Source organism: Cereibacter sediminicola, assembly GCF_007668225.1.
In the GTDB taxonomy this organism is placed as follows: Bacteria; Pseudomonadota; Alphaproteobacteria; order Rhodobacterales; family Rhodobacteraceae; genus Cereibacter_A; species Cereibacter_A azotoformans.
Window position 1 is genome coordinate 1 of record NZ_VDEK01000008.1, and the last position, 24,573, is coordinate 24,573.

Annotated in this window: 19 protein-coding genes; 10 read left to right on the forward strand and 9 right to left on the reverse strand. The window is 68.5% G+C overall.

Features of this window, described 5'->3' with window-relative positions:
• Nucleotides 1–280 precede the first annotated feature (280 nt).
• Nucleotides 281–991 carry a ribulose-phosphate 3-epimerase gene (gene rpe, locus FG154_RS07460; RefSeq protein ID WP_145106136.1) on the forward strand — a complete coding sequence of 237 codons (711 nt, stop codon included), beginning with the start codon at nt 281–283 and terminating at the stop codon, nt 989–991.
• Nucleotides 992–1,162: 171 nt separating this feature from the next.
• On the opposite strand, the gene tsf is transcribed toward rpe, so the two are convergent.
• Nucleotides 1,163–2,059, reverse strand: a complete 897-nt coding sequence (gene tsf, locus FG154_RS07465) for a translation elongation factor Ts (RefSeq protein WP_145106139.1) — start codon at nt 2,057–2,059, stop codon at nt 1,163–1,165.
• An 80-nt stretch (nt 2,060–2,139) separates the two neighbouring features.
• On the reverse strand, nt 2,140–2,895 hold the full coding sequence (rpsB, locus tag FG154_RS07470; RefSeq protein ID WP_145106142.1) for a 30S ribosomal protein S2: 756 nt from the start codon (nt 2,893–2,895) through the stop codon (nt 2,140–2,142).
• Nucleotides 2,896–3,106: 211 nt separating this feature from the next.
• Between rpsB and FG154_RS07475 the strand changes: the two genes are divergently transcribed.
• The gene (locus FG154_RS07475; RefSeq protein ID WP_145106145.1) at nt 3,107–3,991 is read left to right on the forward strand and encodes a PfkB family carbohydrate kinase; all 885 of its coding nucleotides are present in this window, start codon (nt 3,107–3,109) and stop codon (nt 3,989–3,991) included.
• On the forward strand, nt 3,988–4,899 hold the full coding sequence (locus FG154_RS07480; protein ID WP_145106148.1) for a pseudouridine-5'-phosphate glycosidase: 912 nt from the start codon (nt 3,988–3,990) through the stop codon (nt 4,897–4,899). The genes FG154_RS07475 and FG154_RS07480 overlap by 4 nt, the downstream gene beginning before the upstream one ends.
• A gap of 74 nt (nt 4,900–4,973) precedes the next feature.
• Here the strand turns inward: FG154_RS07480 and FG154_RS07485 are convergent, their stop codons facing one another.
• Nucleotides 4,974–5,747: a 3-hydroxybutyrate dehydrogenase gene (locus FG154_RS07485; protein ID WP_145106150.1), complete on the reverse strand. Its 774-nt coding sequence runs from the start codon at nt 5,745–5,747 to the stop codon at nt 4,974–4,976.
• Nucleotides 5,748–6,040: 293 nt separating this feature from the next.
• Here FG154_RS07485 and FG154_RS07490 point away from each other — a divergent pair, with 293 nt between their 5' ends.
• Both FG154_RS07490 and FG154_RS07495 read left to right on the forward strand, forming a co-directional pair.
• Entirely contained in the window at nt 6,041–7,855 is a 1,815-nt protein-coding gene (locus FG154_RS07490; protein ID WP_145106153.1) for an extracellular solute-binding protein, read from the forward strand.
• Between the two features lie 15 nt (nt 7,856–7,870).
• Entirely contained in the window at nt 7,871–8,002 is a 132-nt protein-coding gene (locus tag FG154_RS07495; protein WP_044248039.1) for an entericidin, read from the forward strand.
• Nucleotides 8,003–8,021: 19 nt separating this feature from the next.
• On the opposite strand, the gene FG154_RS07500 is transcribed toward FG154_RS07495, so the two are convergent.
• Genes FG154_RS07500 through FG154_RS07510 form a run of 3 tightly spaced genes read right to left on the reverse strand, consistent with a single transcriptional unit; the run spans nt 8,022 to nt 13,103 of the window.
• Nucleotides 8,022–11,288 (reverse strand): efflux RND transporter permease subunit, encoded by a 3,267-nt coding sequence (locus tag FG154_RS07500; RefSeq protein ID WP_145106154.1) that lies wholly within the window; start codon nt 11,286–11,288, stop codon nt 8,022–8,024.
• Nucleotides 11,289–11,298: 10 nt separating this feature from the next.
• Complete coding sequence (locus FG154_RS07505; RefSeq protein WP_186312311.1) at nt 11,299–12,474, reverse strand: efflux RND transporter periplasmic adaptor subunit; 1,176 nt, start codon at nt 12,472–12,474, stop codon at nt 11,299–11,301.
• A 14-nt stretch (nt 12,475–12,488) separates the two neighbouring features.
• A complete protein-coding gene (locus tag FG154_RS07510) occupies nt 12,489–13,103 on the reverse strand; it encodes a TetR/AcrR family transcriptional regulator (RefSeq protein WP_145106160.1) in 615 nt (204 codons plus the stop codon).
• Between the two features lie 175 nt (nt 13,104–13,278).
• Here FG154_RS07510 and FG154_RS07515 point away from each other — a divergent pair, with 175 nt between their 5' ends.
• Nucleotides 13,279–13,923 carry a DsbA family oxidoreductase gene (locus FG154_RS07515; RefSeq protein WP_145106162.1) on the forward strand — a complete coding sequence of 215 codons (645 nt, stop codon included), beginning with the start codon at nt 13,279–13,281 and terminating at the stop codon, nt 13,921–13,923.
• Nucleotides 13,920–15,137 (forward strand): multidrug effflux MFS transporter, encoded by a 1,218-nt coding sequence (locus tag FG154_RS07520; RefSeq protein ID WP_145106165.1) that lies wholly within the window; start codon nt 13,920–13,922, stop codon nt 15,135–15,137. Before FG154_RS07515 ends, FG154_RS07520 begins: the two co-directional genes overlap by 4 nt.
• A gap of 48 nt (nt 15,138–15,185) precedes the next feature.
• Here the strand turns inward: FG154_RS07520 and mfd are convergent, their stop codons facing one another.
• Both mfd and FG154_RS07530 read right to left on the reverse strand, forming a co-directional pair.
• The gene (mfd, locus tag FG154_RS07525; protein WP_145106168.1) at nt 15,186–18,680 is read right to left on the reverse strand and encodes a transcription-repair coupling factor; all 3,495 of its coding nucleotides are present in this window, start codon (nt 18,678–18,680) and stop codon (nt 15,186–15,188) included.
• A 66-nt stretch (nt 18,681–18,746) separates the two neighbouring features.
• Nucleotides 18,747–19,262 carry a component of SufBCD complex gene (locus FG154_RS07530; protein WP_145106394.1) on the reverse strand — a complete coding sequence of 172 codons (516 nt, stop codon included), beginning with the start codon at nt 19,260–19,262 and terminating at the stop codon, nt 18,747–18,749.
• Between the two features lie 144 nt (nt 19,263–19,406).
• Here FG154_RS07530 and hemB point away from each other — a divergent pair, with 144 nt between their 5' ends.
• Together hemB and FG154_RS07540 are read left to right on the forward strand one after the other, a co-directional pair.
• Nucleotides 19,407–20,408, forward strand: a complete 1,002-nt coding sequence (gene hemB, locus FG154_RS07535; protein WP_145106171.1) for a porphobilinogen synthase — start codon at nt 19,407–19,409, stop codon at nt 20,406–20,408.
• 138 nt (nt 20,409–20,546) lie between these two features.
• Nucleotides 20,547–21,104, forward strand: a complete 558-nt coding sequence (locus FG154_RS07540; RefSeq protein ID WP_145106174.1) for a lipid-binding SYLF domain-containing protein — start codon at nt 20,547–20,549, stop codon at nt 21,102–21,104.
• Between the two features lie 45 nt (nt 21,105–21,149).
• Here FG154_RS07540 and FG154_RS07545 read toward each other — a convergent pair whose 3' ends face one another.
• A complete protein-coding gene (locus tag FG154_RS07545; protein ID WP_145106176.1) occupies nt 21,150–22,016 on the reverse strand; it encodes an NAD(P)-dependent oxidoreductase in 867 nt (288 codons plus the stop codon).
• Between the two features lie 76 nt (nt 22,017–22,092).
• Here FG154_RS07545 and FG154_RS07550 point away from each other — a divergent pair, with 76 nt between their 5' ends.
• Nucleotides 22,093–24,558 carry a penicillin acylase family protein gene (locus tag FG154_RS07550; RefSeq protein ID WP_145106179.1) on the forward strand — a complete coding sequence of 822 codons (2,466 nt, stop codon included), beginning with the start codon at nt 22,093–22,095 and terminating at the stop codon, nt 24,556–24,558.
• Nucleotides 24,559–24,573 lie beyond the last annotated feature (15 nt).

Below are 24,573 nucleotides of genomic sequence, written 5' to 3' on the forward strand. Positions count from 1 at the left end.
AAAAGAAGGAGGGCACCACCATCTTGACACCGGCCTGAGACCTACGACCCAATAGCCAAGCCGGGTCACTTCTCAATGGAAATCCCGGGTCAGTTCTGCGTGGAAATCAACAATGTCTGCTAAGTGTCTGCAATTACACCAGAAGGTCAACAAAACTACCGCTTTCAGTAGCAAAGTTCTGGTAAGCAATGTTATGTAATAAAAGTGATCCGACTTAAGAGTGCCTTGAAGCGGCCCGCCGCCTTGGGCTAAGCGATCCATACCCTGTAGGAGCGTTGTCATGTCCTTCGATCGCCGTATCAAGATCGCCCCCTCGATCCTTTCCGCAGATTTCGCCAATTTTGGTGCCGAATGCCGCGCCATCGAGGCCCAGGGCTGCGATTGGGTGCATGTCGATGTCATGGACGGGCATTTCGTGCCCAACCTGACCTTCGGGCCGGCCATGTGCGCGGCGATCCGGCCGCACATCAAGGGCACGATGGACGTCCACCTGATGATCGCGCCGGTCGATCCCTACATCGACGCCTTTGCCAGCGCCGGCGCCGATGTCATCACCGCCCATCTCGAAGCCGGTCCGCACATTCACCGCACGCTTCAGGCCATCCGCGGCGCAGGCTGCAAGGCCGGTCTTGCGCTGAACCCCGGCACCGGCCTCGACGCGGTGGCGCATCTGCTCGACCTGCTCGACCTGGTCTGCGTCATGACCGTCAACCCCGGCTTCGGCGGGCAGAAATTCATCGAGAGCCAGGTGGACAAGGTGCGCGATCTGCGGGCCCTGATCGGGGATCGGCCGATCCATATCGAGATCGACGGAGGCGTGACGCCCGAGACCGCGCCTCGGGTGGCGGCCGCAGGCGCCGACGTGCTGGTGGCGGGCTCGGCCGTCTTCAAGGGCGGCTCGGTGGACAATCCCGCACCATACGGCGCCAACATCCGCGCGATCCGCGAGGCGGCCGAAGGCGCCCTCGCCCAGACGTTCGCCGCGAAATAATCATTGCAGGCAGCGGGTTGCCGCCCGCGGCTCAACCATGATCCGAAGTCAGCGAGCGGCCCGGCCGCTCGTTTCCGTTCCGGGGGCTGGCACCAGGGAGCGCCGGCACCCCGAGGACATGAAAAAGGCGCGACCCGAAGGCCGCGCCCCTGGAACGGGATCAGGACCGGATCAGCCGGCGAGGGTCTTGGCGACCTCGGCGGCGAAATCCTCTTTCTCCTTCTCGATGCCCTCGCCCACGGCCATGCGGACAAAGCCCAGGATCTCCACACCGGCCTGTTTCGCGGCTTCGGCCACGGTCAGGTCCGGGTTGATCACGAACTTCTGGCCGAGCAGCGTGTTCTCTTCGAGGAACTTCTTCATCCGGCCCGGGATGATGTTGTTTTCGATCACCGAATCCGGCTTCGGCTTGGCCGAGGCAGCGTTCTCCTCCAGCGCCTTCTGGGTCTGGACGGTGCGCTCGCGCTCGACCACGGCCGGGTCGAGATCGGCTTCCGACAGCGCCATCGGCGAGGTCGCGGCGATGTGCATGGCGATCTGCTTGGCGATGCCGGTGTCGGTGCCCTTCACGGCCACAAGAACGCCGATCTTGCCGAGGCCATCGGCCGCCGCGTTGTGGACATAGGCCGCAACCGAGTCGCCCGAGATCTTGGCCATCCGGCGCAGGGTCATGTTCTCGCCGATGACGGCGATGGTTTCCTGCAGCGTGGTCTCGACCGTCTTGCCGCCCATGTCGGCCGCCTTCAGCGCCTCGACCTCATCGACCGACAGCGCGGCCTTGGTGAAGCCCATCACCATCGCCTGGAAGTCCGCGTTCTTGGCCACGAAGTCGGTTTCCGAGTTCACCTCGACCGCCACGCCGGTGCCGCCATCGACGAAGACGCCGACGAGGCCCTCGGCCGCGGTGCGGCCGGCCTTCTTCGCCGCTTTCGCCAGACCCTTGGTGCGCAGCCAGTCCACGGCGGCTTCCATGTCGCCGTCGGTCTCGGTCAGCGCCTTCTTGGCGTCCATCATGCCTGCGCCGGTCGATTCGCGCAGTTCCTTCACCATCTGGGCGGTGATTGCCATTGCGGCTCTCCTCAGTGAATTGGAAAAACCCGGACGGGGTGTACCCCCCGCCCGGTAACGGGATTGCGACGAACGGCCGATCAGGCCTCGAGCGTCTCTTCCTCGGGGGCCACGTCGAGCGCGCCAAGGTCGATGCCGGCGGCGCCCATCTGGGCGCTCATGCCGTCGAGGGCCGCACGCGACACGAGATCGCAGTAAAGCGCGATGGCGCGGGCCGCGTCATCATTGCCCGGGATGATGTAATCCACGCCCTTGGGCGAGTTGTTGGTATCGACCACGGCCACGACCGGGATACCCAGCTTCTGCGCCTCGGCGATGGCGAGGTCTTCCTTGCCCACGTCGATGATGAAGATCAGGTCCGGGGTGCCGCCCATCTCGCGGATGCCGCCGAGCGACGCCTGCAGCTTCTGCTGCTCACGCTCCATGTTCAGCCGTTCCTTCTTGGTCAGGCCTTCGGCGCCGTGGGCGAGCAGCTCGTCCAGGTTCTTCAGGCGCTGGATCGACTGCGAGACGGTCTTCCAGTTGGTGAGCGTGCCGCCCAGCCAGCGGTGGTTCATGTAGTGCTGCGCGCATTTCTCGGCGGCTTCGGCGATCGGCTTCTGGGCCTGACGCTTGGTGCCGACGAAGAGGATGCGGCCGCCCTTGGCGACGGTGTCGCGCACGACCTTGAGCGCCTGGTCCAGCATCGGGACCGTCTGCGTCAGGTCGACGATGTGGATGCCGTTGCGGTCGCCGTAGATGAACTCTGCCATCTTCGGGTTCCAGCGAGCGGTCTGGTGGCCGTAGTGAACGCCAGCTTCAAGCAGCTGACGCATGGAAAACTCGGGGAGCGCCATGGTCCTGTCCTTTCCGGTTTGCGCCTCGGCGAAGCCTTGTAGAGGGTGTGCCCCCAACCGGTGGACCCACGGGGATGTCTCCCCCGAGGGCCCGGGCTTCGCCTGTGAAGTGCGCGCGCTTTAGCCCTCCCGTGCGGGGATTGCAAGCCCCGCGACGTTCCGGCGAGGAGAGGCGCTTGCCCGCGCGCGCCGGAGCGGGCATCAAGCCGGTATGAGCCTGCCCGACATCCTCTGCATCGGTTCCGCCCACTGGGATCTGATCGGCCACACGGCCCATGCGCTTCCGGCGGGCGCCGACGTGCCGGGCACCGTGTCGCGGATGCCGGGGGGCGTGGCCTTCAACATCGCCCGCGCCCTCGCCCACGAGGGGCTCTCGGTGGCGCTGCTGTCCGCGGTCGGGGCGGATGCCGAGGGCGAAGGGCTGGCGCGGGCCGGTGCGGCGGCCGGGATCGACATGCGCTTCCTCCACCGCGGCACGGCGACCGACCTCTATCTCGCGCTCGAGTCGCAGGGCGCGCTGGTGGCCGCGGTGGCCGATGCCCGTGCCCTGGAAGAGGCCGGCGAGGCCGTGCTGGCGCCGCTCCTCGACGGGCGCCTGGCCGCGCCCGCCCTGCCCTTCGCCGGCCCGCTGGTGATCGACGCGAACCTGCCCGAGGCGGTTCTGGACCGGCTCGCAGCCTCCGTCCGCGCCTGCGCGAGCCTGCGGCTGGCGCCCGCAAGCCCCGCCAAGGCGCCGCGCCTAGCGCCGCTCATGGGCCACCCGCGCGCGGTGCTCCACCTCAACCGCGCCGAGGCGGGCATGATCTGCGGTGCCACCTTTCCGACCTCGCTGGCCGCCGCCGAGGCGCTTCTGGAGGCGGGCGTGCGCCGCGCGATCGTGACCGACGGCGCTCTGCCCGCCACCGACGGCTGCGCCTTGCGCGGCCTTCTGCAGGCCTGCCCGCCCGCCGTCGTCGGCCGCCGGGCCACCGGGGCGGGCGATGCCTTCCTCGCCGCCCATCTTGCCGCCGAACATCGCGGCGCGGGACGTGAGGCCGCGTTCGCGGCCGCCCTCGCCGCCGCCGCATCCCTTGTCTCAGGAGATCTCAGCCCATGACCGCACCGCTTGCCCTTCATCCCGAGGTCGCCGAGGCGCTGGACGCAGGACAGCCCGTCGTGGCGCTGGAATCGACCATCATCACCCACGGCATGCCCTATCCGCAGAATGTCGAAACTGCGCGCGAGGTCGAAGCCGAGGTCCGTGCGGCCGGCGCCGTGCCGGCCACCATCGCGGTGATGGAGGGCCGGATCCGCGTGGGCCTCGACGATGCCGAACTGGAGCGGCTGGCCCTGGCCGACGAGGTGATGAAGCTCTCGCGCGCCGATCTCGCCGTCTGCCTCACGACAAGGGCAACCGGCTCGACCACAGTCGCGGCCACCATGATCGCCGCCCGGCTGGCCGGCATCGCCGTCTTTGCCACCGGCGGCATCGGTGGCGTGCATCGCGGCGCCGAGCAGAGCTTCGACATCTCGGCGGACCTGCACGAACTTGCCCAGACCGCCGTGACGGTGGTCTCGGCGGGCGCCAAGGCCATCCTCGACCTGCCCAAGACCTTCGAACTGCTCGAGACGCTGGGCGTGCCGGTCATCGCCGTGGGGCAGGACGAGATCCCCGCCTTCTGGTCGCGCCAGTCGGGGCTGCGGGCGCCGATCCGCCTCGACAGCCCCGAAGACATTGCCGCCGCCCACCTCATGCGCGCGCGGCTGGGCCTGCCCGGGGGACAGCTGGTTACGAACCCGATCCCCGCCGAGGCCGAGATCCCCCTCGCCGAGATCGAGGCTGTGGTGGCGCGCGCCATCGCCACCGCCGAGGCGCAGGGCGTCGCCGCCAAATCGGTCACGCCCTTCCTGCTCGACCTGATCTTCGACCTGACCGACGGCCGCTCGCTTGCCGCCAACCGGGCCCTCGTCCTGTCGAACGCCCGCCTCGCCGCCTCCATAGCCCGCGCGCTGGCGAAAGGCTGAATCCGCGGCCCCTTCATTCTCGCCCAAATATCCGCGGGGGTCCGGGGGCAGCCGCCCCCGGCCGCGGCCGGCCCTCAGAGCGCCGTCCAGCCGCCGTCGACCGAGATCGTGGTGCCGGTGATCTGCTCCGCCGCCGCCGAGCACAGGAACACGACTGTCCCGCCGATCTGCGCCGTCGTCGCGAACTGCCGCGAGGGCTGGCGCTGCAGCATGACCTCGCGGATCACCGTCTCGCGGTCCATGTCATGCGCCTTCATCTGGTCGGGGATCTGGGCCTCGACGAGCGGCGTCAGCACATAGCCGGGGCAGATCGCGTTGCAGGTGATCCCCTTTCCGGCCGTCTCCAGCGCGGTCACCTTGGTGAAGCCCACCACCCCGTGCTTGGCCGCCACATAGGCCGACTTGTAGGGGCTCGCCGTCAGGCCATGCGCCGAGGCGATGTTGACGATCCGCCCCCAGCCCGCCGCACGCATCCCCGGCAGGGCGGCCGCCGTGGTGTGGAAGGCCGACGAGAGGTTGATCGCAAGGATCGCGTCCCACTTTCCGGCCGGAAACTCCTCGATCGACGCGACATGCTGGATGCCCGCATTGTTCACGAGGATGTCGCAACCGCCCGCCGTTTCGACCAGCGCCCGGCACTCCTCGCCCTTCGACATGTCGGCGGCGATGTAGCGGCACGGGACGCCATGCTCGCGGCCGATCCTCTCGGCCAGAGCATGATCCTCGTCGCGGTCGGTGAAGGAGTTGATGATCACCTCGGCCCCTGCCCGCGCCAGTTCCTCGGCGCAGCCAAGCCCGATGCCCGAGTTCGAGCCGGTTACGATGGCCCTCTTGCCTTTCAGATCCATGATCCTGCCTCCCGTCGTTTCCACCTGCGCCAGAACTAGCCGGGCGCCGCAGCGATGGCGAGACGGAACGCGCGCGACCCGACGGCTGTCATTCACGAAGCGCGAAAAAAAACGCCGGCACGAAGCCGGCGTTCAGTCGTTGAGGCAGGTTTCATACAGGCAAGAAACCTATCGAGCAGTAGGATACTTATACGACCTTCTCCGCCGGTGTCCAAGGTAAAAGTTTGAAAAGGTTACCGCCCGCCGCTAAATCTGGCGCCCTGCGGACCGGCCATCGAGGAGTTGTTGCCCGAATGATACAGGATTTTCGGCCCGCCCTCCGGGGTCTCATGGCAGCAGCGGGGCTTGCGGTCTGGGGATTCGCGGCCGCCTCGGAACCGCGCCACGGCATAGCTATGTATGGCGAGCCTGCGCTTCCACCGGATTTTGTGTCTCTGCCATATGCCAATCCCGAAGCCCCCAGGGGCGGGCGGATCGTGCTGGGCGAGACGGGCGGATTCGATTCCCTCAACCCCTACATCGTGAAGGGCCGCGCGCCCTACTCGCTTGCCCCGCTCACCGTCGAGAGCCTCATGGGGCGCTCGATCGACGAGCCCTTCACCCTTTACGGCCTTCTTGCCGAATCGGTGGAGACCGACCCGGAGCGGACCTGGGTCGAATTCACCCTGCGCGAGGGCGCGCGATTCTCCGACGGATCGCCCGTGACGGTCGAGGATGTCCTGTGGTCCTTCGAGGAACTGGGCACCCGGGGCATGCCGCGCTACTGGATCGCCTGGCAGAAGATCGCCTCGGCCGAGCAGACCGGCTCGCGGTCCGTGCGGTTCACCTTCACCGAACAGGACCGCGAACTGCCGCTGGTGCTGGGCCTGCGTCCCATCCTGAAGAAGGCCCAGTGGGAGGGGCGCGACTTCGCGGCCTCGGGGTTCGAGGCGCCGATCGGCTCGGGGCCCTACATCCTCGAGAGCTTCGAGCCGGGCCGCTCGCTGCGCTACCGGCGCAACCCCGACTGGTGGGGGCAGGACCTGCCCTTCAACCGCGGCCTTCACAACCTCGACGAGGTGACGGTCGAATATTTCGGCGACAGCAGCGTCGCGTTCGAGGCCTTCAAGGCGGGCGCCCTCTCGGTCTTCCGCGAGACCAGCGCGGCCAGATGGGCGACGCATTACGATTTTCCCGCCGTGCGAAGCGGCGCGATCGTCCGGTCCGAGATCCCGCACGGGCGCCCCTCGGGCATGGAGGGGTTGGTGATGAACACCCGTCGGCCGATCTTCGCCGACTGGCGCGTGCGCGAGGCGCTGATCCAGGCCTTCAACTTCGAGCTGATCAACCGCACCCTCACCGGCGGGGCCGAGCCGCGCATCGCCTCCTATTTCTCGAACTCCGACCTCGGGATGGCGGTGGGTGCGCCGGCCGAGGGGCGCGAACGGGCGCTGCTCGAACCCTACGCGGCCGATCTGTTGCCCGGCACCCTCGAGGGCTACGCGCTGCCGGTCTCGGACGGCGGCGAAGCCAACCGGCAGGGCTTGAGGGTCGCGACGCGGCTTCTTTCCGAGGCGGGATGGCGGGTCGAGGACGGGGTGCTGACAGGCGCCGACGGGCGGCCCTTCCAGTTCGAGATCCTGCTGCCGCAGGGGGCCGATGCAATGATCTCGGCCGCCAACATCTACCGGCAGGCGCTGGCGCGGCTGGGCATCTCGGTCAGCATCGCGGCGGTGGATCCGGCACAATTCAAGCAGCGGGTGGACAACCAGCAGTTCGACATGACGAGCTTCCTGCGCTCGCTCTCGCTCTCGCCGGGCAACGAGCAGATGCTCTACTGGGCGGCGGAGGGCAAGGACGCCCCCGGCTCGCGCAACCTGATGGGGATGGAGAGCCCGGCGGCCGAGGCGATGATCCGCGGGATGCTGGCCACCGACGACCCGGCCGAGTTTCAAGCCTCCGTGAGGGCGCTCGACCGGATCCTGACGGCCGGTAGATATGTCATTCCGATGTGGTATCCTCGGGTTTCGCGGCTGGCGCATGACAGGCACCTGCGCTATCCGGCGACCACACCCATCTATGGCGACTGGCCGGGGTTCCTGCCGGACGTCTGGTGGCAAGAAAACTGAGAGCGAGCAGACAAGATGAAGAAACTGGTGGTTCTGGCGGCCGTGGCGGCCGTCCTTCAGGGCTGCAACACGGTGGCGGGCGTCGGTCAGGACATCACGGGGGGCGCGAACCGCGTCGGCAACTGGATCCTCGGCCCCGGATACTGAGCGGTCCGCTCTCGCCGCCCTACTGGGCGACGAAGATGCGGGGCGGCGCCTTCTCGAGATCGGCCACACGCGCCTGCAGCGCCTCGAGATCGGCCTCGCGCGCGGCCAGCCGTTCCGCCAGTTCTTCGGCCGTGGGCGGCTCGGGCTCATGCTCGCGCGCGCCGGCGATCCCGCTGAAGAGCCGGGCGATCAGCCGCGAGAGATCGTCCATGATCAGGAAGAACGAGGGCACGATCACGAGGCTCAGGACGGTCGAGACGATGATCCCGCCGATCACCGCCGTGGCCATCGGCGCGCGGAACGGCCCGCCCTCGCCCACACCCAGCGCCGAGGGCAGCATCCCGGCCGACATGGCGATCGAGGTCATCACGATCGGCCGCGCCCGCTTGTGACCGGCCTCCATGATCGCGGAGAAGCGGTCCATCCCGCGCGCCCGCATCTCGACCGCGAAATCCACCAGCAGGATCGCGTTCTTGGTCACGATCCCCATCAGCATCAGGATCCCGATCAGCACCGGCATGGACAGGGCCGAGCCGGTCAGGATCAGCGCCGCGGCCACGCCGCCGATGGCCAGTGGTAGCGACAGCAGGATGGTAAAGGGCTGCAGCACCGAGCGGAAGAGCAGGATCAGCACCGTCAGAACAAGCATCAGCCCGAGGATCATTGCATTGCCGAAGCTCGTCATCAGCTCCTGCTGCACCTCGGCGTCGCCCGCCTCCTGGATGCGGACGGTGGGCGGCAGCTCGGTGCTCTCGGTGATCTCCTTGAAGCGCGCCGACGCGGTCCCCAGCGCCACGCCCACCGGCAGGTTCGCCCCGATGGTCGCGCGCCGCTCGCGGTTGAGGCGGTCCACCACGCTCGGCCCTTCCGCGATGCGCAGATCCGCCACGGCCGAGAGCGGCACCTGCACGCCCGAGGCCGTCGTGACCTTGAGCGCCGCGATCCGCGCCAGATCGCCCCGCGCCGAGGTGGCAAGCTGCACCCGGACCGGGATCTGCCGGCCGTCGAGCGAAATCTTGGCAAGGCTTGCGTCGATGTCGCCGATGGTGGCCACCCGCAGGATCTCGGCGATTTGCGCGGTGGTGACACCCAGCCGGGCCGCCTCGTCCGTCCGCGGGGTGATCTGCAGTTCGGGACGGGGCAGCGCCCCTTCCGAGGCCACGTCGGCCAGCAGCGGATCGCCACGCAGCGCCGATTCCAGCCGCGCCACGGCCTCGTTCAGGTCCGCCTCGTTGGTCGAGAGGATCGAGAAGCTCAGGTCGCGCTCACCCCGGTCGTTCAGCTTGAAGGCCCGTGCGTCGGGAATGTCGGACAGCAGCCGGAAGATCTCGGCCTCGATCTCGTTCTGCGGCCGGACCCGGCCCACAGGATCCAGTTGCGGCACGAAGGGCCCCACCAGCGGCAGCCGGCCCGCCAGCGAGACGATCCGGTAGCTCAGCCGGTGGTCGAGCTTTTCCAGCAGCACCGTCACCGCCGCCCGGCGGATGTCGCGCTCGCCCGTGGGTGAGGCGCCGCCCAGCACGAAGACATTCTCGACGCCCCCGACGCCGCGGATCCTTTCCAGCATCGCCAGCGTCGTGCGGTCGGTCTCGTCGAGCGATGTGCCCGGCGCAAGCTCGACGCTGAGCGGGATACGGCTCACGTCCTCGGGCGGGATGAAGCTGCCGGGAATGCGCAGCATGAAGAACATCGACAGCGCGAACACGGCGATGGCCGCCACAAGCGTGACGTAGCGCATCCGCAGCGTCTGCTTCACCAGCGCCAGATAGCCGCGCATGATCATGCCATCCTGATGCGGCTTCTCGTCGGCGTCCTTCGGGCGCATCAGATAGGCGGCCATCATCGGCGTGATGAGCCGCGCCACCATCAGCGAGAACAGCACCGAAATCGCCACCGTCAGCCCGAATTGCGCGAAATACTGCCCCGGTATGCCCGGCATGAACGAGACCGGCACGAAGACCGCGACGATGGTGAGCGAGGTGGCGATGACCGCCATGCCGATCTCGTCGGCGGCATCTATCGCGGCCCGGAAGGGTGACTTGCCCATGCGGATGTGCCGCGCGATGTTCTCGATCTCGACGATGGCATCGTCCACGAGGATGCCCGTGGCCAGCGTGATCGCAAGGAAGCTCACGAGGTTCAGCGAGAAGCCGAGCAGATCCATCACGAAGAAGGTGGGCACCGCCGAGAGCGGCAGGGCCAGCGCCGCGATGAGGGTCGCGCGCCAGTTCCGCAGGAAGGCGAGCACCACGAGCGTGGCCAGCAGCGCCCCCTCGAGCAGCGTGTGAAGGGCTGCCTCGTAGTTGCCGTAGGTGTAGAAGACCGTGTCATCGACCAACTCGGTCCGCACCTCGGGATGGGCGGCGGCGAGATCGGCCAGCACCGCATTGACCGTCTCGGCGACCGAGACCTCGCTCGCCCCCTTCGCGCGGAAGACCGCGAAGGTCACCACCGGCTCGCCGTTGAAGCGCGAGAAGGAGCGCGGCTCCTCGTAGCTGTCCACCACCGTGCCCAGATCCGACAGCCGCACGAAGCGCCCCGAGGGCAGCGCGATCGTGGTCAGGGCCAGCCGGTCCGCCGTGGCCGCATCACCCAGAACCCGGATCGCCTGCTCGCCCTGCCCCAGTTCCGCCCGGCCCGAGCCGAGGTTGGCGTTCGTCGCGCGCAGTTGGGCGTTCACCTGAGGCGCGGTGATGCCGAAACTGTCCAGCTTCACCGGATCAAGCTCGACCCGGATCTCGCGCTCGGCCCCGCCGTAGCGGTCCACCCGGCCGATTCCGGGCCTGCCCTGCAGGGAGCGCGTGATCGTGTCGTCCACGAACCACGACAGCTCTTCGATGGTCATGTTCGGCGAGGAGACGGCAAAGGTCATGATCGCCTGACCCTCGACGTCGATCCGGGTCACGATGGGCGCCTCGATGTCGCCCGGCAGGTCGCCCCGGATCTGGTCGATCGCATCCTTGGTGTCCTGCACCGCCTTGTCGGTCGGCACCTCCATGCGGAACTCGGCCACCGTGGTCGAGCGGCCGTCCACCACGGTCGAGGTGATGTTCTTCACCCCGGTGATGCCCGCCACGGCGTCCTCGATCTCCTTGGTGACCTGCGTCTCCATCTCGGCGGGCGCCGCGCCCGCCTGATCGACCGTCACCGCCACAAGCGGCACGTCGATGTTGGGAAAGCGCGTGATCGGCAGGGTGTTGAAGGACTGCCAGCCCAGCACCATCAGCAGCACGAAGCCGAGGATCGGCGCGACCGGATTGCGGATCGACCAGGCGGAGAAGTTCATCGCGCGCGCCTCAGTTCACGGGTTCCGCCGGAACCGGATTGACCCGGTCGCCGGGACGGACGAAGGCGCCGGCCTTCGTCACCACCAGATCGTGGGAAAAGAGCCCCTCGACCACCTCGACCATGCCGCCGTCGCGTATGCCGGTCACGATGGGGGTCCGCTCGACCGTGCCGCCCTGACGGATGCGCAGCACCGTCGCGCCCTCGGCCCCGCCGCTGACCGCCGTGACCGGCACCGCCAGCGACTCGCGCTCGGTCACGAGGATCTCGGCCTCGGCGAACATGCCCGATCGCACCGCGTCGATCCGGTCTATGGCGATCCGTGCCCGTCCGAGCCGCGTCGCCGTGTCGATGGCGGGCTCGACCAGCCGGACCGAGCCGGGGATCGGCTCGGCCGCGCCCAGCGTGCGGATCCTGACCGACTGCCCCGGCCGCAGCCGCAGCAGATCCTGCTCGGCCACATCGGCGAAAAGCTCGAGCCGCCCTTCGCGCAGCAGCGTGAACATCGGCTCGCCCTGCGCCGAGGCGATGGCGCCAACCTTGGCATTGCGCGAGACGATCTCTCCCGCCACCGGCGCCACGACCGAGGTGCGCTTCAGCTGCAGCTCCACATTGGCCAGCTGCGCCTCGGCCAGCGCCACCTGCGCGCGGGCCGCCTCGAGCGTCTGGCGGGCCACCATCACCCGCGCGTTGGCCGAGACCGAGGAGGCCCGCGCCGTGTCCGCGGCCGCCTGCGAGGCGGCTCCCTGCTCGCGCAGCTGCGCCGTCCGGCGGTTCACCCGCTCGGCCTCGTCGGCCGAGGACTGCGCCTCGAGCACCTGCGCCTCGGCTTGTGCGATCGTGGCCCGTGCCGAGGCCAGCGAGGCGGTGAACTGGCTCTTCTGCAACTCCAGCGTCGAGACCGAGAGCCGTGCCAGCACCTGCCCCTCGGCCACCATGTCCCCCACATCCGCCTCGAGCGCCTCGATCGGCTGGCCCTCGATCAGCGGCTGGACCTGGACCAGCTCCACCGCGCCGATCAGCCCCGAGGCGATGACCCGGTCGCGCATCGGCCGGCGCACCACCGTCGAGACCGTGATCGCGGGCAGCGCCTGCGCGGCCTGTCCGGGCTTCGGCCCCGTCTCCTGCGCGAGGACCACCTGGGGCAGCAGACCGGCAAGAAGGGCAATCGTCATCAAGCGCCGCATGGCAGACCTTTCGCTCATGGGAGACGGTTCGCGTCGCATCGGGCCACCTCATCGAGGGTGGTGTCGATGGTACGCAGCAGAAGGGATTTCAGTTCAAGCGCCCCGGCCCTTTTCTGCGGCCAGTCGAGCGCCCATGCCCGCACGAGCATCACGAGGAAGGCGGCATGGGCAGCAAAGCGCCGTTCCGCCTCCGCAGGCGGCAAACCCGTGACGCGCGCGAAGATGCCGAGGAAGGCCGCGCGGATCTCGGCCTCCATCCGGTCGCAGACCGCGCCGATCTCGGCGTTGCGATGCGCCATGGCCGTGATCTCGGCCCAGAGCGGCGCATCCTCCTCGCAGAGCTTCACCTCGATCCGGTAGCGCAGGATCTCACGCAGGCGCGCCATCGGGGTTTCGGACGAGACCACCGCGGCAAAGTCGCGCTCGACGCTTTCAAGGTCGCGGCGCACGATCGCCTCGACGATGGCGGCCTTGGAGGGGAAGTAGCGGTAGAAGTTGCCGACACTCATGCCCGCGGCACGCGCAAGATCCTGCATCGACGCGCCGTCGAAGCCCTTTTCGGCAAAGGTGCCCCGGATCTGGTCGAGGATCTCGTCCCCCCGCGGAATGGGGGCGAAGCTGTCGGGCATGGGGCCTCGGGCGGATGGCGAATGAACGTTCATTCGCACATAGGCGCAGGCCCGGCAAGATCAAGAGGCCGTGAGACCCCGCCGCTTGCATCGCCCGCCGGGCAGGCGTAGCACGAGGCGGCGCATCGCCGCAGGCCGCCGGTGCCCCCAATTCCGAACCACCGAAGGAGCGGCCATGATCCGTCTCGACATCTTTTCGGACCCGATCTGCCCCTGGTGCTACATCGGCAAGGCCCTGCTTGATCGCGCGCTCGAAACGCGGCCCGATCATCCGTTCGCGATCGAGTGGCATCCGTTCCAGCTCAATCCCGAGATGCCCCCCGAGGGCATGGACCGGCGCACCTATCTCGAGACGAAGTTCGGCAGCCGGCAGGCCGCCGCCGAAGCCTACACCCGCGTCCAGGGCGCCGCCGAGGCCGCCGGCCTCGAGATCGATCTGGCCGCGATCGAGCGCACGCCGAACACGCTCGACGCGCACCGGCTGATCCACTGGGCGGGGCTCGAGGGGCGCCAGACGCCGGTGGTCTCGGCCCTTTTCCGCAGCTATTTCCGCGAAGGGCTGGACATCGGCGACCCCGAGGTGCTGGCCGACATCGCCGGCCGCTGCGGGATGGACCGGGCGCTGACGTTGCGGCTGCTGGCCTCCGACTCCGACCGCGAGGATCTGGCCGCGCGCGATGCCGACGCGCGGGCCAAGGGCGTGCGAGCGGTGCCGACCTTCCTCGTCGCGCGCCGCCATGTGGTGCCGGGGGCGCAGCCGGTCGAGCTGTGGCAGCAGGTCATCGACGAACTGGCCGGCCAGGACGGGGCGGACGCATGACCTCCACCACCGACGTCCCCGAGAGCGGCCGGCTCTCGCGGCCCGAGTTCGTGGGCATGATCGCGATGCTCTTCGCGACCGTGGCCTTTTCCATCGACTCGATGCTGCCCGCCCTGCCCGAGATCGCCGGCGAACTCAGCCCCGACGCCCCGAACCGGGCGCAGCTGATCCTGACGAGCTTCGTGCTCGGCATGGGGATCGGCACCTTCGTGGCGGGCCCGCTCTCGGACCGGTTCGGCCGCAAGCGCGTCATCATGGGCGGCGCGGTCCTCTACTGCCTCGCTGCCCTCTGCGCCTGGGCCGCCCCGACGCTCGAGCTTCTGCTGATCGCCCGCGTGGTGGGCGGGCTCGGCGCCTCGGCCCCGCGGGTCGTGTCGCTGGCCCTCGTCCGCGACCTCTACCGCGGGCGCGAGATGGCGCGGATCATGAGCTTTGCCATGCTGATCTTCACGCTGGTGCCGGCCGTGGCGCCGCTCATGGGGACGGTGATCATAGACGCCCTCGGCTGGCGGGGCATCTTCCTGTCGTTCCTCGCCTTTTCGGCCGTGTCCATGCTGTGGCTCTCGATCCGACAGCCCGAGACGCTGCCACCGCAAGCGCGCCGCCCGGTTTCCGTCGCGGGCCTTGGCTCGGCCTTCCGCGAGGTGCTCTCGCATCGGGTGATCCTGACGGCCATCGGTGTGCAGACGCTGGTCTTCGGCGCACTCTTCGGTACGCTGTCCTCGACCCAGCAGGTGTTCGACGTGACCTGGGGGCGCGGAGAGAGCTTTCCGCTCTGGTTCGCCGTCATCGCCCTGATGGCGGGCACGGCGAGCCTCGTCAACGCGGCCCTCGTCATGCGGCTCGGGATGCGCTTTCTGGTGACGGTGGCGCTCGGGATGCAGTTCCTGCTGTCGCTCGGCATGTGGGGGATGACGGCGAGCGACCTCTGGCCCGCGGCGCTGGCCTTTCCGGCCTATGTTCTCTGGACGACGGGGGTCTTCTTCATGGCGGGCCTGACGCTTGGCAACCTAAACGCCATGGCGATGGAGCCGGTGGGCCACATCGCGGGCATGGCGGCCTCGGTGATCGGCTCCATCGCCACGGTGCTCGCGGTTGGGCTCGCGGCGCCTCTGGGCCTCGCCTTCGACGGCACGCCTCTGCCCCTGATGCTGGGTGTGGCGTCCTTTGCCGGGGTGGGCTTCCTGCTGATCCGGTCCCTGCCGAAGACCTGATCCGGCTTTGCAGGAAAGGCGGCGGGAACCGCCTTTCCGCTCGCCGCCTCAGGCGGAGGGTGCCTTGGCCCTGGCCTTTTCGGGCTTCACCAGCTTTTCGGCCAGATCGCGTGCGATGGCAAAGGCGCCCTTGATCCGGTCACCTTCCGTCTTCCAATCGCGCGCGAGCACGATCTTGTTGTCCTTCACCCGCGCCGTATCCCCCTGCGCCTTGATGAAATCCACAAGCCCCACCGGATTGGCGAACTTGTCGTTGTGGAACTGGACCGTGGCCCCCCGAGGCCCGGTTTCCAGCCGGGAGATCCCGGCGCGCTTGCACATGGCCTTGATGCGAACAACGAGGAGCAAGGTGTTGACCTCCTTGGGCAACGGGCCAAAGCGGTCGATCAGCTCAGCGGCGAAGCCCTCCAGCTCGACCTTGGTCGTCAGCCCCGAGAGCCGGCGGTAAAGCCCCAGCCGCACGTCGAGATCCGGCACGAACTCCTCAGGGATCAGCACCGGCACCCCGAGGTTGATCTGCGGCGCCCACTGGTCGTCCTGCTCGGTCAGGCCCTGCAATTCGCCCGAGCGCAGCTTCTGGATCGTCTCCTCCAGCATCTGCTGGTAAAGTTCGTAGCCCACTTCCTTGATATGGCCCGATTGTTCCTCGCCCAGAAGGTTCCCCGCCCCGCGCAGGTCGAGGTCGTGGCTCGCCAGATTGAAGCCCGCGCCGAGGCTGTCGAGCGAGGCCAGCAGCCGCAGCCGCTTGATTGCCTGCGGCGTCAGCGGCGCGCGGGGCTTCGTGGTCAGGTAGCAGTAGGCCCGCGTCTTGGCCCGGCCCACGCGGCCGCGGATCTGGTAGAGTTGAGAGAGGCCGAACATGTCCGCGCGGTGCACGATCATCGTGTTGGCCGTCGGGATGTCGAGGCCGGATTCCACGATCGTCGTGGCAAGAAGCACGTCGAACTTGCCGTCGTAAAAGGCATTCATCCGCTCATCGAGCTCGCCCGCCGCCAGCTGCCCGTGGGCCACGACATAGCTCACCTCGGGCACATGCTCGCGCAGGAAGGCCTCCATGTCGGGCAGGTCCGACAGGCGCGGCACGACGAAGAAGCTCTGCCCGCCCCGGTAGCGTTCGCGCAGCAGCGCCTCGCGGATCGTCACCGTGTCAAACTCGGACACATAGGTGCGGATGGCCAGCCGGTCCACCGGCGGCGTCGCGATGATCGACAGATCCCGCACGCCCGTAAGCGACAGTTGCAGCGTGCGCGGGATCGGCGTCGCGGTCAGGGTCAGCACATGCACCTCCGAGCGCATCTCCTTCAGCCGCTCCTTGTGCGAGACGCCGAAATGCTGCTCCTCGTCGATGATGAGAAGGCCGAGGCTCTTCAGCCTCACGCCCTTGGCCAGCAGCGCGTGGGTGCCGATGCAGATGTCCACCGTCCCGTCCGCCAGACCCGCCCGCGTGTCCGCCGCCTCCTTGGCCGAGACGAAGCGCGACAGTTGACGCACCTTCATCGGAAAGCCGCGGAAACGGTCAGAAAAGCTGCGAAAATGCTGCCGCGCCAGCAGCGTCGTCGGGCAGATCACCGCCACCTGCATCCCGGCCAGCGCCGCCACGAAGGCCGCGCGCATCGCCACCTCGGTCTTGCCGAAGCCCACGTCGCCCACAACCAGCCGGTCCATCGGGCTGCCGGATTCCAGATCCTTGATGACATCCGCGATGGCCGACAGCTGGTCGTCGGTCTCCTGATAGGGGAAGCGGGCCGAGAAGGCCTCCCACAGCGAATGCGGCGCCTCGAGGATCGGCGCGTGGCGCAGGTGCCGCTCGGCGGCGATCCGCATGAGACGTTCGGCGATCTCGCGGATGCGCTCCTTCAGCCGGGCCTTCTTGGCCTGCCACGCCCCGCCGCCGAGCTTGTCGAGAAGCCCCTCCTCGTGCCCGTAACGGCTGAGAAGCTCGATGTTCTCCACCGGCAGGTAGAGCTTCGCCTCCTCGGCGTAGACGAGATGCAGGTAGTCGTGCGGCGGCCCCGGCTTGTTCGAGGGCGGCTGCGGCACGCGCAGCGTCTCGAGCCCCATGTAGCGGCCCACACCATGCTCGACATGCACCACCAGATCGCCCGGCGTCAGCGTGTCATGCTCGCGCAGGAAGTTCTCGGCCTTCCGGCGCTTCTTCGGCTTCGAGATCAGCCGGTCGCCCAGCACGTCCTGTTCCGAGATCACGGCGAGGCCCGGCGCGGTAAAGCCCTGCTCCAGTGACCAGACCATCAGATGCGTGCCGCCGCGCCCTTCGGGGACGTCGCGGATGTCGCGGACGAGCTTCGCGCCCTGCAGCCCCGCATCCTCCAGCAGCCCCTTGAGGCGCTCGCGCGCGCCTTCGGACCAGCTGGCGATCACCACCTGACCCTGTTCGCGCAACGCGCGAACATGATCGACCAGAGCCCCGAAAAGGCTGACATTCTCCGCCTGCCGCTCCGGCGCGAAATTGCGGCCCATGCGGCCGCCCGCGTCCAGCACGCCCGGTCCCGGACTCTGGGCCAGCGGTGACAGCTGGATCACCCGGTGCCCCGCCACCGCCGCATCCCAGGCGGCTTCGTCCAGATAGAGAAGCTCGGGCGCCGAGGGCTTGTAGACCGTGTCGAGACGACCCCCCTTCGCCGTCATCGCCTCGCGCCGGGCGTCATACTGGTCGGCGATCCCCTCCCAGCGCGAAATCCGGGCGGGCGTCACCTGATCGTCGAGCATCACCGCCGCCTCGGGCAGGTAGTCGAACAGCGTCTCCAGCCGCTCGTGGAAGAAGGGCAGCCAGTGCTCCATCCCCTGATGCTTGCGCCCCGCGCTGACCGCCTCGTAGAGCGGGTCATCGGTGCCCGCCGCGCCGAACTCGATCCGGTAGTTCTGGCGGAAGCGGGTGATCGAGCCCTCGTCCAGCATCACCTCGGACACCGGAGCCAGCTCGACAAGGTCGAGCTTCTCGACCGTGCGCTGGGTCTCGGGATCGAAGCGGCGCGCGCCGTCGAGCACGTCGCCGAAGAAGTCGAGCCGCACCGGCCCCGCCACACCCGGCGGGAAGATGTCCACGATGCCGCCGCGGATCGCGTAGTCGCCGGGTTCCGTCACCGTGTCGGTCAGCGAAAAGCCCATGCGGGACAGGTAGGTTCGGAGCCGTCCTTCATCTACCCGGTCGCCCACGCGGGCCGTGAAGGAGGCCGCGCGCAGCAGATCCCGCGCCGGGATGCGCTGCGTCGCCGCGTTCAGCGTCGTCAGCAGCACGAACGGCCCCGGCATCCCGTGCGCGAGCGCGGCCAGCGTCGCCATCCGGCGCGAGGAGATCTCGGGGTTGGGCGAGACCCGATCGTAGGGCAGACAGTCCCAGGCGGGCAGCTCCAGCACGACGGCCTGCGGCGCCATGACGGCCAGGGCCGCGCGCATCGCCTCGAGCCGCTTGTCGTCGCGCGCGACATGGATGACAGGGGCACCGCGGTCGAGCTCTTTGGCGACCAGGCGGGCGTCGTAGCCCTCGGGCGCACCGCCGAGGAGGATCCGCGTTCCATTCTGCATGAGGCTCACTTAACAGGGCGCACCGCGGCGTCAACGGCCTCTGCGCCGCCTCCAGCACCGAAGCGGTCAGAGCACGCCGATGCGCAGGTTCTGATACATGCCCCACATGGCGGTCACGAAGATCGAGACCACGCCCAGCCCCTGCACCTGCCTGCGGTGCGCGGCGAGGGCGCGGTAAAGCTCGCGGCCCGAGAGGTCCTCGATGCGGAAGGCAGTGCGCAGGCTGAGCCCGCCCACCAGCATCATGGGAAAGCCGAGGCAGAAGAGCGCCTGCGCGAACTCGATCCCGTAGCGAAAGCCCAGAAGGCCGAGCGAGGTCAGAAGGAAGGCGGCCAAGGCCACGATCCAGAGCCCGGCGCTCGTGCCGATGTGGCGGAGCCGCCCGGCATAGATGCGCGACAGCTGGTTCACGTCCTCGCCCGCCGCGCCGCCCCGGCGCCGGGCGCGCTGCACGAGATCCCAGGGAACGCCGATCACCCAGTGACTCGCCGTGGACCACATGACCGCCAGCGCGATCCAGAACCACAGGTTGGAAAAGGACCGCAGGTCGATCACTTCCGAGACACGGGCATAGAAATCCACAAGCACCTTCCTCTCGCCCGGGCGGCTCATCCCACCGCCCTTGCGGCATTCCTACCCTTGAGATGAGGGTCTTTCCATGGCAGGCAGAAGGAAATTTTCCAAGCCCGCTCAGGCCCGCCGGGCCTGCGCCACTCGAGGACAGCCATGCGCCCGATCCAAGCCGCCTACCCCCACGCCCGTTTCCGCCGCGTCCGCCGCACCGACGCCCTGCGCCGGCTGACGCAGGAAAACACGCTGACGGCGGGCGATCTGATCTGGCCGCTGTTCGTGCGTGACGGGGAAAATGTCGAAGAGCCGATCCACTCGATGCCCGGTGTGGTGCGCCGCTCGGTGGACAATATCGTGAAGGCGGCGGAAGAGGCGGCGAGCCTCGGCATCCCGGCGGTCTGCCTCTTTCCCTACACCGACCCCTCGCTGAAGACCGAAGCCTGCGAGGAAGCCTGGAACCCCGACAACCTCGCCAACCGGGCGATCCGGGCGATCAAGGCGGCGGTGCCCGAGGTTGCGGTGATGACCGACGTGGCGCTCGATCCCTACAACGCGAACGGCCACGATGGCCTTGTGCGCGACGGGATCATCCTCAACGACGAGACCGTCGAGGCGCTGGTGAAGATGGCGCTGGTGCAGGCCGAATGCGGCGCCGACATCCTGGGGCCCTCCGACATGATGGACGGGCGGATCGGCGCGATGCGCTCGGCGCTGGAAGCCGCGGGCCACAAGGATGTGGCGATCCTGAGCTATTCGGCGAAATACGCCTCGGCCTTCTACGGCCCGTTCCGCGATGCGGTGGGCGCCTCGGGCGCGCTGAAGGGTGACAAGAAGACCTATCAGATGGACCCGGGCAACAGCGACGAGGCGTTGCGTCTGATCGAGCGCGACCTGCGCGAGGGCGCCGACATGGTGATGGTCAAGCCCGGGATGCCCTATCTCGACATCTGCCGCCGGGTGAAGGACGCCTTCGGCGTGCCGACCTACGCCTATCAGGTTTCGGGCGAATACGCGATGATCAGGGGCGCGGCCGAGCGCGGCTGGATCAAGGGCGAGGCCGCCATGATGGAGAGCCTGCTCTGCTTCAAGCGGGCGGGTTGCGACGGGATCCTGACCTATTTCGCCCCCGAGGCCGCGCGGCTTCTGCGCGACGCCTGACGCTTCGGCCCCTGGGTGAGCGTCCGGCCGCCATGGCCGGGCCGCTCCGGGCTGACAACGGGCGAAGAACGCGGTATAACCTCGTGTCAGGGGGGCGAAAGATCCCCGATCCACGGTTCGGGGCGGAAAGAGGGTTTCATGGCTGATTATTCGAGACGGGCATTTCTCGGTGCCGCAGGCACGGCGGTTCTTCTGACTGCGGCCTGCGCCAACGGCGTCGGCAACAACAACGCGGCGGTGATCGACGCGCGGGTGGATGCCACGCGGGATTATCTCTTCGACCGCTATCCCGGCACGCGCGACCTGGCGCGGGACGCCAAGGGCGTTCTCTACATGCCGCTCGTGACCGAGGCGGGCTTTGGCGTGGGCGGCGCCTACGGGCGCGGGGCGCTTCGGATCAACGACATCACGGTGGATTATTATTCGGCCACCCGCGCGACCATCGGCTTCCAGATCGGCGCACAGCAATATGCCCATGCGCTCTTCTTCATGACCGAGCAGGCGCTGGCCGATTTCCGGGCGGGCTCGGGCTGGGCCGTGGGCGCCGACGTGCGCTACGCCACACCCGATCAGGGCGCCAGCATCGGCAAGGAGACGACCGAGATCCAGCCCGTCGTGGCGCTGGTCTTCGGACAGTCGGGCCTGATCGCCGGGGCGACTCTGGGCGGCGTGAAATATTCGCGCATCATCCCGTGATCCGTCACGGACGGGCCCCGGGAGTCATCTCCCGGGGCCCGTCCGTCAGCGGGTCAGGCGCTTGATGAGCGCGGACGTGTCCCAGCGGCCGCCGCCCATCTGCTGAACCTCCTTGTAGAACTGATCGACGAGGGCCGTGACGGGCAGGCTTGCGCCCACCTCGTCGGCGGTCCGCAGGCAGATCCCCAGATCCTTGCGCATCCAGTCCACGGCGAAGCCGAAGTCGAACCGGTCCTCGAGCATGGTCGCATGGCGGTTCGCCATCTGCCAGCTTCCGGCCGCCCCCTGGCTGATGACCTCGACCACGGCCTTGCCGTCCATGCCGGCCTTCTGGCCAAAGGCCAGCGCCTCGGCCAGCCCCTGCACCAACCCCGCGATGCAGATCTGGTTCATCATCTTGGCGACCTGCCCCGAGCCGCTCTCGCCCAGCCTGCGGCAGATGCGGGCATAGGCCTCCATCACCGGCTCCGCCCGGGCGTAATGCGCCTCCGAGCCGCCGCACATGATCGAGAGCGCCCCGTTCTCGGCCCCGGCCTGCCCGCCCGACACCGGCGCATCGACGAAGCCCAGGCCAAGCCCGTCCGCCTCGGCCGCCAGCTCGCGCGTGACCTGCGCCGAAACGGTGGTGTGATCGACGAAGATCGCGCCCTTCTCCATGCCCGCGAAGGCGCCGGCCTCGCCGCGGCAGATCGCGCGCAGATCGTCGTCATTGCCCACACAGGCCATCACGAACTCGGCCCCCGCCGCCGCCTCGGCCGGCGTGGGCGCCGAGCGCCCGCCGTGCTGGCCCACCCATGCCTCGGCCTTGGTGCCATTGCGGTTGTAGACCGTCACCTCATGCCCCCGGGCGGCCAGATGCCCCGCCATCGGGAAGCCCATGACCCCCAGTCCCAGAAATGCCAGCTTGGCCATGATCTTCCTCCCGATTGCCGTCATGTTCCGGATCGACTAGGAACCATTCCGACCTCTCGCGTCAAGGACGGGCCCCATGATCGTCGTCTTCCGCTGGCTGCTGCGCATCTTCACCGGCCTCGTGGTTCTCGCGCTGGTGGCCGTGCTGATCACCTATTATTTCCTGTCGCGCTCGCTGCCCGACTACAACGAGAGCTTCCGGCTCGAGGGGGTGTCCGGGCCGGTCGAGATCGTGCGCAACGATGCCAACGTTCCGCACATCTTCGGCCCGACGGACGAGGACGTCTATTTCGCCCTCGGATTCGCCCATGCCCAGGATCGGCTCTGGCAGATGGTCACGATGCGGCGCACGGCGCAGGGCCGGCTGTCCGAGGTCTTTGGCGAGCGCACGCTGAAGATCGACGAGCTGATGCGCCGCTACGACCTCTACGGTCTGGCGCAGGCATCGGTCGAGGCCCAGGATCCCGAGGTTCTGGCCGCGCTCGAGGCCTATTCCCGCGGCGTCAACGCCTGGATCGGGCAGGTCAACGCCGATGCCCGCGGCCGCGGCGCGCCGGAGTTCTTCCTTTTCTCGAACGAGATCGCGGTCTGGCGGCCGGCCGACAGCATCGCGCTGATCAAGCTGATGGCGTTGCAGCTGTCCTCGCATCTGCAATCCGAGGTTCTGCGGGCGCGGGTGTCGCTGCTTCTGCCCGATGCGCGGGTGTCCGACATCCTGCCCGACGCTCCGGGCGAGGGGGTCATCGCACTGCCCTCCTATGCGAGCCTCGTGCCCGGTCCCTTCCCCGCGCTGCGCAAGGTGGGGCTGGGCGAGGATCCGCTCTCCCCCTTCCACCCCAAGGCCCTGTCGGGGGCGTCGAACGCCTGGGCCGCCGCTCCGTCGCGCTCGGCGGCGGGCGGCTCGCTTCTGGCCAATGATCCGCATCTGGCCTTCACCGCCCCCTCGATCTGGTATCTGGCGCGCCTCCAGCTGGCCTCGGGCGGGGTCATCGGCGCCACGCTTCCGGGCATTCCGGCGGTGCTGCTCGGCCGCTCGAACCGGCTCGGCTGGGCGCTGACCTCGGCCTACATGGACGATCAGGATGTCCATATCGAGGAGCTGAACCCCGACAACCGCGAGGAATACCGCACCCCCGAGGGCTGGAAGCGGTTCGAGACCCGGCGCTCGATCATCAACGTAAAGGACGCACGCCCGATCACGGTCACCCTGCGCTGGACGGACAACGGGCCGGTCCTGCCGGGCACGCATTACGACCTTGCCGCCATCACGCCGCCCGGTCATGTGGCCTCGCTGTCCTGGACGGCGCTTTCGGATCAGGACACCTCGATCAGCGCCGCCATGCGGCTGATGAAGGCCCGCACCGTCGAGGAGGCGATCGAGGCCGGGCGGCTCTTCGTGGCCCCGGCGCAGAACCTGATGCTGGCCGACGTGAACGGCATCGCCATGCAGACCGTGGGCGCCATGCCGATGCGCGACCCGGCGCACCAGTCCAAAGGGCGCATCCCCTCGCCCGGCTGGATCGCCGAGAACCGCTGGCAGGGCGTCTTTCCCTACGAGGACAATCCCCGGATGGTCGATCCATCGACCGGGATCCTCGGCAACACGAACAACAAGACGGTGGACCAGCCCTTCCCGCGGCATGTCTCGTTCGACTGGGGCGACACGCAGCGCATCCAGCGCTGGCTCGCGCTGATGAAGAGCCGCGAGGTCCACACCCGCGAGAGCTTCATCGAGGCGCAGCTCGATACCGTCTCGCCCACGGCGCGCAACCTGCTGCCGCTGGTGGCGGCGGACCTGTGGTTCACCGGCGAGGCCGCGCCCGAAGGCACGCCCGAACGGCTGCGCCAGCGGGCGCTGACGCTGCTCGCCGAATGGAACGGCGAGATGAACGAGCACCTGCCCGAGCCGCTGATCTACATGGCCTGGATGCGGGCACTTCAGGACCGTCTGATCCGGGACGAGCTGGGCCCGCTCGCCGATGAGTTCAACCATCTCCAGCCGGATTTCGTCGAGCGTGTCTACCGCGACGTCGAGGGCGCGGCGGTCTGGTGCGACATCATCCAGTCGGCCGCCGTGGAAAGCTGCACCGACATCGCGCGCATGGCTCTCGACGATGCGCTGATCCGGCTGACCGAGGACCGCGGCCCCAACATCGAAAGCTGGCGCTGGGGCGATGCCCATCAGGCGACCCACGATCATCCGGCCCTTGGAGAGGTGCCGCTGCTGCGTTATTTCGTGAACATCCGGCAATCGACCTCGGGGGGCGACCAGACGCTGATGCGCGGCATGACCCGCGGCACCGGGCGCAATCCCTACGAGAATGTGGCGGGCGCCGGCTACCGCGGGGTCTACGATTTCGCGGACCCCGATTCCTCGGTCTTCATCTCGTCAACCGGGCAGTCCGGCCACCCGCTCTCGCGGTTCTACGACAATCTCGGCGAACTGTGGCGGCGGGGCGAATATATCCCGATGTCGCTCGACCCGGCGCTCGCCCGGGCCGCGGCGGTCGGGATCACGCGCCTCGAACCGCTGGACGACTGACCTTTCGGGGTGCGC

Coding starts and splice junctions, on each gene's coding strand:
- rpe (WP_145106136.1), top strand. CDS start 281: ATGTCCTTCGATCGCCGTATCAAGATCGCCCCCTCGATCCTTTCCGCA.
- tsf (WP_145106139.1), bottom strand. CDS start 2,059: ATGGCAATCACCGCCCAGATGGTGAAGGAACTGCGCGAATCGACCGGC.
- rpsB (WP_145106142.1), bottom strand. CDS start 2,895: ATGGCGCTCCCCGAGTTTTCCATGCGTCAGCTGCTTGAAGCTGGCGTT.
- FG154_RS07475 (WP_145106145.1), top strand. CDS start 3,107: ATGAGCCTGCCCGACATCCTCTGCATCGGTTCCGCCCACTGGGATCTG.
- FG154_RS07480 (WP_145106148.1), top strand. CDS start 3,988: ATGACCGCACCGCTTGCCCTTCATCCCGAGGTCGCCGAGGCGCTGGAC.
- FG154_RS07485 (WP_145106150.1), bottom strand. CDS start 5,747: ATGGATCTGAAAGGCAAGAGGGCCATCGTAACCGGCTCGAACTCGGGC.
- FG154_RS07490 (WP_145106153.1), top strand. CDS start 6,041: ATGATACAGGATTTTCGGCCCGCCCTCCGGGGTCTCATGGCAGCAGCG.
- FG154_RS07495 (WP_044248039.1), top strand. CDS start 7,871: ATGAAGAAACTGGTGGTTCTGGCGGCCGTGGCGGCCGTCCTTCAGGGC.
- FG154_RS07500 (WP_145106154.1), bottom strand. CDS start 11,288: ATGAACTTCTCCGCCTGGTCGATCCGCAATCCGGTCGCGCCGATCCTC.
- FG154_RS07505 (WP_186312311.1), bottom strand. CDS start 12,474: ATGCGGCGCTTGATGACGATTGCCCTTCTTGCCGGTCTGCTGCCCCAG.
- FG154_RS07510 (WP_145106160.1), bottom strand. CDS start 13,103: ATGCCCGACAGCTTCGCCCCCATTCCGCGGGGGGACGAGATCCTCGAC.
- FG154_RS07515 (WP_145106162.1), top strand. CDS start 13,279: ATGATCCGTCTCGACATCTTTTCGGACCCGATCTGCCCCTGGTGCTAC.
- FG154_RS07520 (WP_145106165.1), top strand. CDS start 13,920: ATGACCTCCACCACCGACGTCCCCGAGAGCGGCCGGCTCTCGCGGCCC.
- mfd (WP_145106168.1), bottom strand. CDS start 18,680: ATGCAGAATGGAACGCGGATCCTCCTCGGCGGTGCGCCCGAGGGCTAC.
- hemB (WP_145106171.1), top strand. CDS start 19,407: ATGCGCCCGATCCAAGCCGCCTACCCCCACGCCCGTTTCCGCCGCGTC.
- FG154_RS07540 (WP_145106174.1), top strand. CDS start 20,547: ATGGCTGATTATTCGAGACGGGCATTTCTCGGTGCCGCAGGCACGGCG.
- FG154_RS07545 (WP_145106176.1), bottom strand. CDS start 22,016: ATGGCCAAGCTGGCATTTCTGGGACTGGGGGTCATGGGCTTCCCGATG.
- FG154_RS07550 (WP_145106179.1), top strand. CDS start 22,093: ATGATCGTCGTCTTCCGCTGGCTGCTGCGCATCTTCACCGGCCTCGTG.